The sequence below is a fragment of the Geomonas sp. genome (genome assembly GCF_035254065.1).
GTDB lineage: Bacteria > Desulfobacterota > Desulfuromonadia > Geobacterales > Geobacteraceae > Geomonas.
This window is the reverse complement of sequence record NZ_DATFBA010000130.1, coordinates 1-8,284: the sequence shown is the minus strand read 5'-3', so window position 1 is coordinate 8,284 and position 8,284 is coordinate 1. Positions and strand designations below refer to the sequence as shown.

At 59.8% G+C, this 8,284-nt stretch carries 7 protein-coding genes; all 7 read left to right on the top strand.

All coding sequences use genetic code 11. The features are described 5' to 3' along the window. Positions 1-222: 222 nt before the first annotated feature. The 7 genes from VJ604_RS06465 to VJ604_RS06435 all read left to right on the top strand — a co-directional run bounded on the left by VJ604_RS06465 (position 223) and on the right by VJ604_RS06435 (position 8,130). Complete coding sequence (locus VJ604_RS06465) at positions 223-798, top strand: anthranilate synthase component II (protein WP_324080832.1); 576 nt, start codon at positions 223-225, stop codon at positions 796-798. A 23-nt stretch (positions 799-821) separates the two neighbouring features. Further along, a complete protein-coding gene (gene trpD / locus VJ604_RS06460; protein ID WP_324080830.1) occupies positions 822-1,880 on the top strand; it encodes an anthranilate phosphoribosyltransferase in 1,059 nt (352 codons plus the stop codon). Between the two features lie 187 nt (positions 1,881-2,067). Continuing rightward, positions 2,068-2,868, top strand: a complete 801-nt coding sequence (trpC, locus tag VJ604_RS06455) for an indole-3-glycerol phosphate synthase TrpC (RefSeq protein WP_324080834.1) — start codon at positions 2,068-2,070, stop codon at positions 2,866-2,868. 135 nt (positions 2,869-3,003) lie between these two features. Next, positions 3,004-4,359 (top strand): TrpB-like pyridoxal phosphate-dependent enzyme, encoded by a 1,356-nt coding sequence (locus VJ604_RS06450; RefSeq protein WP_324080828.1) that lies wholly within the window; start codon positions 3,004-3,006, stop codon positions 4,357-4,359. Between the two features lie 18 nt (positions 4,360-4,377). Then, positions 4,378-4,992 (top strand): phosphoribosylanthranilate isomerase, encoded by a 615-nt coding sequence (locus VJ604_RS06445; protein ID WP_324080826.1) that lies wholly within the window; start codon positions 4,378-4,380, stop codon positions 4,990-4,992. Between the two features lie 39 nt (positions 4,993-5,031). Further along, positions 5,032-6,636, top strand: a complete 1,605-nt coding sequence (gene serA, locus VJ604_RS06440; RefSeq protein ID WP_324080824.1) for a phosphoglycerate dehydrogenase — start codon at positions 5,032-5,034, stop codon at positions 6,634-6,636. Between the two features lie 339 nt (positions 6,637-6,975). Then, positions 6,976-8,130, top strand: a complete 1,155-nt coding sequence (locus VJ604_RS06435; RefSeq protein ID WP_324080823.1) for an IS481 family transposase — start codon at positions 6,976-6,978, stop codon at positions 8,128-8,130. Positions 8,131-8,284: the final 154 nt, after the last annotated feature.

Here is an 8,284-nt window from a genome sequence, read left to right as displayed (position 1 = left end):
GAACAGGGATTCAACTGAAAAAAGCAGAGGCTTTATTTAACAGGGATGAAGGGGATTAAGGGGATAACATCTAAGGCTAACTCAACATCTTAGAACAAATTCTGGGGTTTAAAGCTTTAGGGCTTACCAGGATCCTGTTTTTAGTTTTTATCCCCTTCATCCCCTTCATCCCTGTTAAAAATGCTGTTAGTTTTTATGTTTTTAGGCCTTTAAGAGGTTCCCATGCTTCTGATGATAGACAACTACGACTCCTTCACCTACAACATCGTCCAGTACCTGGGCGAATTGGGTGAGGATGTGCGGGTTTTCCGCAACGACAAGATCACCCTCTCGGAGATCGAGTCTCTGGCTCCGGACCGCATCGTCATCTCCCCGGGTCCCTGCTCCCCGGCTGAGGCCGGCATCTCCGTCGAGGTCATCCGCCACTTCGCCGGCAAGATCCCCATCCTCGGCGTCTGCCTCGGCCACCAGTCGATCGGCTACGCCTTCGGTGGCAGGGTTATCAAGAGCGCCACCCTTATGCACGGCAAGACTTCCCCCATCCACCACGACGGCAAGGGGCTCTTCGAGGGGCTTCCTAATCCCTTCTCCGCCACCCGTTACCACTCCCTGATCGTGGAGCGTGATTCGCTTCCCAAGGAGCTGGAGGTCACCGCCTGGGTCGCCGAAGGCGAGATCATGGGCATGCAGCACCGGACCCTTCCCATCTGGGGGGTCCAGTTCCATCCCGAGTCGATCCTGACCGAAGGCGGCATGGACCTGCTGCGGAATTTCCTGAAGATGTCGAGAAACCAGTGAAGGGTGAAAGGTAAGGAGCAGTCATGATCCGCAAAGCAATCGCACGGGTGGTCGAACGGCAGAATCTGAGCGAGTCCGAGATGATCGAGGTCATGGACCAGGTGATGTCGGGCGAGGCCACCCCCGCCCAGATCGCCTCCTTCATCACTGCTCTCAGGATGAAAGGTGAGACGGTCGAAGAGATCACCGGGGCTGCTCGGGTCATGCGCGACCGGGTCACCCCCATCCGGGTCGGCAAAAGGGTGATCGACCTCGACCGCGACGATATCAACATCGACCAGGAGACCATCCTCGATACCTGCGGAACCGGCGGCAGCGGCACCAACAGCTTCAACATCTCCACCACGGTCGCCTTCGTGGTCTCCGCCTGCGGGGTCAAGGTCGCCAAGCACGGCAACCGTGCCGTTTCCTCCTCCTGCGGCTCCGCGGACGTTCTGGAGGCCCTGGGGGTAAACCTCAACATCACCCCGGAGACGGTGGAGCGCTGCATCGCCGAGGTCGGCATCGGCTTCCTGTTCGCCCCCGCCCTGCATGGCGCGATGAAGCACGCGATAGGCCCCAGGCGCGAGATCGGCATCCGAACCATCTTCAACGTGCTGGGGCCGCTGACCAACCCGGCCGGCGCCGATTGCCAGGTGCTCGGCGTGTACCGGGAGGATCTGGTCGAAAAATTGGCCCACGTGCTTAAGAAGCTTGGCTGCAAGAGAGGTTTCGTCGTGCACGGGTTGGACGGTATGGATGAGATCACCCTAGCCGGCGGCACCCTGGTCGCGGAGGTCAGCCAGTCGGGGGTCGCCATCCGCAAGATCTCCCCGGAAGAGTTCGGCTTGCAAAGCTGCAGCGCGGAGGATCTGCGGGGCGGTGACGCGCAGGGCAACGCCGGCATCGTCAAGGACATCCTGGCAGGCAAACCCGGCCCCAAGAGGCAGGTGGTGCTGTTGAACGCCGCGTACGCCCTGGTTGCCGCCGGCAAGGCTGCCGATGTCGCGGAAGGGATACGGATTGCCGAGGATACCATCGACTCCGGCCGGGCCGCCCGGCAATTGGAGAAACTGGTCGCCCTTACCAACGAGATAGAGTAGCTGCTCCAGCTCACGGCGGGCGAAGTTTTATCTTCCCTCGCCCCTTAGGGGAGAGGGTGCCCGAAGGGCGCGTTAGGGTTGCCGCGACTTGCCAGAAAAGCGCCGCCCTCACCCCCGCCCCTCTCCCATAAGGGGGCGAGGGGAGCGTTGCTTCAATCAGCTTCACACGATGAGGAACATAGAAGAGATGACCCAGATACCCGACGTCCTCAAGAAGATAGTCGATTACAAGCAGGGCGAACTGGCCGCTGAGAAGGCCGCCGCGCCGCTCAACGAGATCACTGCCCGCCTCGCCGACCTGGAAGACCACCCGCGCGGCTTCGAGGCCGCCCTGCGTAACGCCTGCGAATCCGGCTGGACCGCCATCATCGCCGAGGTGAAGAAGGGCTCTCCCTCCAAAGGGGTCATTCGTCCCGATTTCGACCCGCTGGAGATCGCCTCCATCTACCAGGACAACGGCGCCAGCTGCCTGTCGGTGCTCACCGACCAGCACTTCTTCCTCGGGCATCTAGGCTACCTCGCGTTGATCCGGGAACAGGTGAGCCTGCCGCTTCTGCGCAAGGACTTCATCTTCGATCCCTACCAGATCTACCAGGCCCGGGCCGCCGGCGCCGACGCCATCCTGCTGATCGCCGCCATGCTGGACCTCCCGCAGTTGCGCGACTTCCATGCGCTTGCCCGCGAGCTAGCCCTGGACGTCCTCCTGGAGGTGCATGACGAGCGCGAGCTGGAGACCGCACTGAAGACCGATTGCACCATGATCGGCATCAATAACAGGAACCTGCGCACCTTCGGGGTGGACATCGCCACCTCGGAACGTCTGGCCGCCCAGATACCGGAAGGGCGGCTCATCGTCGCGGAAAGCGGTATAAACCGTCGCGAGGAGATCGTCAGGCTGACCGAGAAGGGGCTGCACGCCTTCCTGATCGGCGAGTCGCTGATGCGGGAAACAGACATAGGAGAGAAACTGCGGGAACTGCTCGGGTGAGCTGACATCCCGTTACAGCAAGGTCGATGGTCGGGAACTGGCTCCGCAGGTGCCTGTCCCCTTGAAATGGCGATGATCGGGGCTGGCTCCGCAGGTGCCTGTCCCCCTTGAAACGGTCCCGTGAAAGGAGTCGGTATGTACACCAAGGTTGTGCTTGAGGAGAGCAGGATACCGAAGCAGTGGTACAACATCATCCCTGATATGCCCGGACCGCTCGCTCCGGTGATCAACCCGCAGACCCTGCAGCCGGTGACTCCGGACGACATGACGGCCATCTTCCCCATGGCCCTCATCGAGCAGGAGATGTCGACCCAGCGCTGGATCGATATACCCGACGAGGTACGGGAGATCTACAAGCTCTGGAGGCCTTCGCCGCTGTACCGGGCGCGCCGCCTGGAGCAGGCTCTGGGAACGCCGGCCAAGATCTACTACAAGTACGAGGGCGTTTCGCCGGCCGGCTCCCACAAGCCGAACACGGCGATACCGCAGGCTTATTACAACAAACAGGCGGGCATCCGCCGGCTGGCCACCGAAACCGGCGCCGGCCAGTGGGGCAGTTCACTGGCCCTGGCCTGCTCCATGTTCGGGCTGGAGTGCACCATCTACATGGTCAAGGTGTCCTGCACCCAGAAGCCGTACCGTAAAAGCATGATGCAGTTGTGGGGAGGGCAGGTGATCCCTTCTCCCTCGGAGTTCACCAATGCCGGCCGCTCCATCCTGGCCCACGATCCCGACAACCCGGGGAGCCTCGGCATCGCCATTTCGGAAGCGGTCGAGGATGCTGCCAGCCATGCCGATACCAACTACGCGCTGGGGAGTGTGCTCAACCACGTATGTCTCCACCAGACCGTGATCGGGCTGGAGGCCAAGGAGCAGTTGGCCATCGCCGGGGATTACCCGGACGTGGTGATCGCCTGCTGCGGTGGCGGCTCCAACTTCGCCGGTATCGCCTTCCCGTTCGTGGCCGATCGTGCCGCCGGCAAGGAGGTGCGCTGTCTGGCGGTCGAGCCCGCATCCTGCCCGACGCTCACCAAGGGAACCTACGCCTTCGATTACGGCGACACGGTGAAGATGGCCCCCATCGTCAAGATGTACACGCTGGGGCACGATTTCGTCCCCCCCGGCATCCACGCCGGCGGGCTTCGCTACCACGGCGACTCCGCCCTCATCTCCCAGCTCCTCCATGCCGGGCAGATCGAGGCCAAGGCATATAAGCAGAACTCCTGCTTCGAGGGAGCCCTGTTGTTCGCCAGGAGCGAGGGGATCGTGCCGGCCCCCGAATCCTCCCATGCCGTGCGGGCCGCCATCGACGAGGCTGTGCTGGCCAAGGAAGAAGGGAAGGAGCGCACCATCCTGTTCGGGCTTTCCGGTCACGGCCAGCTCGACATGGTGGCGTATGATGCCTACCTGTCCGGGAACCTCGAGGACTTCGAGTACCCCGAGGAAAAGATCCGGGAGGCCCTGCAGCGGCTCCCCAAGGTTGTGCTGTAAGTAGGCGGGTATACAGGAATGACAAAGGTTAAGATCTGCGGTATAACATCGCTTGATGACGCCCTGCTGGCTGCCGAAGCGGGGGCTGACGCCCTGGGATTCATCTTCTTCGAAAAATCCCCCCGTAACGTCGAGCCGGAGCGGGCGGCTCGCATCATCGCGGCACTACCCCCCTTTGTCCAGGCTGTCGGTCTCTTCGTCAATGCCGAACTCGACTACGTGAATGAGACTGCCGACCGTTGCGGCCTGGACATCGTCCAGCTCCATGGGGAGGAGAGCCCTGAGTACTGCCGGTTGGTTCGCAGGCGGGTGATGAAGGCCTTGAGGGTGCAGGGGATGGAAAGTCTGGCGCCCATGGCCGACTACCATGTGGCCGGCTTCGTGCTGGACGCCTACTCACCCAACGCTCATGGCGGCACCGGGGAGACCTTCGACTGGGAGTGCGCGATTGCCGCCAAGGAAAAAGGTACCGTAATACTGGCTGGCGGGCTGACCCCCGACAACGTCGCCGCCGCGGTAGCCAAGGTCGCCCCCTACGGCGTCGACGTCTCCAGCGGCGTGGAACTTTCTCCCGGCAAAAAAGATCGCGAGAAGGTCGGTAAGTTCATCAAGCAGGCCAAAGGCTTTTTTTAAGCAGCACCCAACAGAAGAACATCAAACAAAGGAGAGGCAATGAAGATTATCGTAACCGATGAGGTGGCTCAAGAAGGATTGGCTCTTTTGCAGAACGACCCGCGTGTGCAGCTCGACGTGAGGCTGGGACTGAAAAAAGAGGAGCTCTACTCTATCATTGGGGATTACGACGTTATCATCACCAGGAGCGGCACCACGGTAGACAAGCCCCTGCTGGACGCCGGTAAGAACCTCAAAATGGTGGCCCGCGCCGGGGTCGGTGTCGACAACGTAGATGTCGACTACGCCAGCGCCAAAGGGGTCATCGTGGTCAACGCACCTTTCGGAAACGTCAACAGCGCCGCTGAGCACACCATGGCGCTGCTTTTGGCTTTCTGCCGCAACGTCACCAAGGCCAACGGCTCCCTCAAGAGCGGCGCCTGGAAGCGTGCCCCCTTCACCGGCTATGAGCTGAAAGGGAAGACCGCCGGCGTCATCGGCCTCGGCAAGGTCGGCGGCCGCGTCGCCACCCGCCTGAAGGCCTTCGAATGCGAAGTCATCGCCTGCGATCCATACATCGCCGAGAAAAGGGCGCACGACCTGGGCGTCAAGCTGGTCACCCTGGACCATCTGATCCGGGTATGCGATATCATCACCGTGCACACCCCGCTCACCGACGAGACCCGCGACATGATCGGCAAGAAGGAGATCGCCGCCATGAAGGACGGCGTCATCCTCATCAACTGCGCCCGTGGCGGCATCTACAACGAGGAGGCCATGGTCGAGGCCCTGGAGTCCGGTAAGGTCACCGGTGCCGCCTTCGACGTTTGGACCCAGGAGCCGCCCGATTCCGAGGTGCTCAAGAAGTTGATCGCCCAGGAGAAGATGATTGTCACCCCGCACCTGGGCGCCAACACCTTCGAGGCCCAGGTCAACGTGGCGGTCGACGTCTCCAAGGAGATCATCCATTACCTCGACGAGATGCCGATCGAGAACGCCATCAACATCCCCAGGTTCGACGCTTCGCTCATGGGGCAGATGCGCCCGTACCTCAACCTGGTGAACGTGCTCTCCGATTTCGTGGTCCAGTTGGTCGACACCAACATCAACAAGATCACCTTCACCTACTCCGGCAGCATCGCCCAGCACGACTGCACCCCGATCACCGTCTGCGGACTTGCCTCGCTGCTGAACCGTCGTGTCGAGCAGGACGTCAACATGGTCAACGCCCAGCTGGTAGCCCAGAACATGGGTATCGTGGTCAACGAGGCGAAATCGACCCAGAGCGAAGCCTTCTCCAACATGATCACCATCACCATCGAAGGCCCTGGCGAGAAGCGTCTGGTTTCCGGTACCCTCTTCGAGGAAATCCCGCGCATCGTGAAGCTGCGCGACTACCAGATGGATTTCAGGCCCGAGGAGCACATGCTGCTTCTGGCCTACGGCGACCGCCCCGGCATCATCGGCAAGATCGGCACCATCCTGGGCGAGGCCGACATCAACATCGGCTCCATGAACCTCGGCCGTCGCGAGAAGAAGGGAGAGGCCATGGTCATCCTGTCGCTCGACTCCGCGGTGCCGCCCGAGGTGGTTGAAAAAGTTCGCGTCGCCACCGAGGCGAACTTCATCAAGCCCCTCTACATCGCGACTGCGAAGAACGCTTAAGGGAGCGGTGCTGCTGCGCCGGCTGTGCTAAAAACACCAAAAGCAATCCCCCCTGTCCCCCCTTTATCAAGGGGGGGACGTAGGCGCGGCAGATCCTCGCAATTTGGAAATAATCGTGGTAATTCGAATAAAAAAGGCCCCGGTCAGGTACCGGGGCCTTTTTTATGGTTGTTTCTCCACCTCCTACGTCATCACGGAAGCGGTGAAATTATCTCGTATAGCTCGATAACCGTCCCCCCCTTGATAAAGGGTGTATAGACTGGGGACATAGGTTACACATGTTCGGGGACATGGGTGACACTTATTACCAAGTCGTGACTTCACTCTTAGGAGGTGGCCATGCCTTGGCAAGAGGTGGATACCTTGACCCTGAGGACAGAATTCGTGATGTTAGCAACCCGAGAAGGCTGCAACATCTCCCAGCTGTGCCGGCATTTCGGAATCAGCAGGGATAAAGGTTACAAGTGGCTGCGCCGATTCGCTGAATCTGGCGCTGCAGGCCTCGAGAATCATTCTCGAAAACCCCACAACAGCCCGAACAAGACAGATGAGTTGATCGAAGAAGCAATCATCAATCTTCGAAGACAACATCCAGCGTGGGGAGGCCGCAAACTCAAGGCTAGACTGGAGGCCATCGGATTCGAAGGAGTTCCGGCTCCCTCTACAATAACTGCTGTCTTACACCGTCACGGCTTGATAGACCCGTCACAATCTAGCAAACATACGGCCTATACCCGGTTTGAACATGACAGGCCCAATGCTCTTTGGCAGATAGACTACAAAGGGCCCATTCCGACTCACCGCGGGCAGTGCCATCCGTTGACGGCATTAGACGACCACTCTCGGTTCAACGTTGTCCTTTTGGCTTGCCCCGATGAGACGGCACGTACTGTCATCAACGCCTTAACCGATGCCTTCCGTCGGTATGGCCTCCCCGATCGGATGACGATGGACAATGGCAGTCCTTGGGGAGGTGACGAAAGTGTCGATCTGACCGTGGTTACGGCGTGGCTGATCCGGCTGGGTATAGGTGTGAGCCACTCACGGCCATATCATCCTCAGACACAGGGCAAGGACGAACGGTTTCATCGTACCTTACTAGCTGAAGCAATAGCAGGTCGTCAGTTTCGAGATCTGGCAGACTGCCAGCGCCAGTTCGACTTATTTAGGGACATCTACAACCTTGAACGTCCCCATGAGTCTTTAGGGATGAAACCACCCGTTACACACTATCAGCCAAGCTCGCGGTCTTTTCCGGAAACCTTACCACCTATCGAATATGGTCCGGATGACCTGGTACGCAAAGTACAGGACAAAGGGGAGGTCTTCTTCAGTGGCAAAATATTCCGTGTCCCACGGGCGTTGAAAGGCCAACGGGTTGCCTTCCGTCTCACAAATGTCGATGGCAGGTACGGAGTCTACTACTGCCATCACAAGATCAAAGAAATCGATTTAAAAGTGTCACCCATGTCCCCGAACACTTGTAACCCTTGACTCCGGTCTATACACCCTTTATCAAGGGGGGAACGTGTAGTGGAAGGGCATCGCTAATCCGGTTTCTGTGACCCCAATTACTGCGCTTTGCTCATGTGACGCCCGCACAGGACGTCGAGGGCGGTGACTCCGGCCACGGCTGCCAGGGCGGTGG

Excerpts from the sequence above, each read along its gene's own strand:
- trpD (WP_324080830.1), top strand. The coding sequence starts at position 822 with ATGATCCGCAAAGCAATCGCACGGGTGGTCGAACGGCAGAATCTGAGC.
- VJ604_RS06465 (WP_324080832.1), top strand. The coding sequence starts at position 223 with ATGCTTCTGATGATAGACAACTACGACTCCTTCACCTACAACATCGTC.
- trpC (WP_324080834.1), top strand. The coding sequence starts at position 2,068 with ATGACCCAGATACCCGACGTCCTCAAGAAGATAGTCGATTACAAGCAG.
- VJ604_RS06435 (WP_324080823.1), top strand. The coding sequence starts at position 6,976 with ATGCCTTGGCAAGAGGTGGATACCTTGACCCTGAGGACAGAATTCGTG.
- serA (WP_324080824.1), top strand. The coding sequence starts at position 5,032 with ATGAAGATTATCGTAACCGATGAGGTGGCTCAAGAAGGATTGGCTCTT.
- VJ604_RS06450 (WP_324080828.1), top strand. The coding sequence starts at position 3,004 with ATGTACACCAAGGTTGTGCTTGAGGAGAGCAGGATACCGAAGCAGTGG.
- VJ604_RS06445 (WP_324080826.1), top strand. The coding sequence starts at position 4,378 with ATGACAAAGGTTAAGATCTGCGGTATAACATCGCTTGATGACGCCCTG.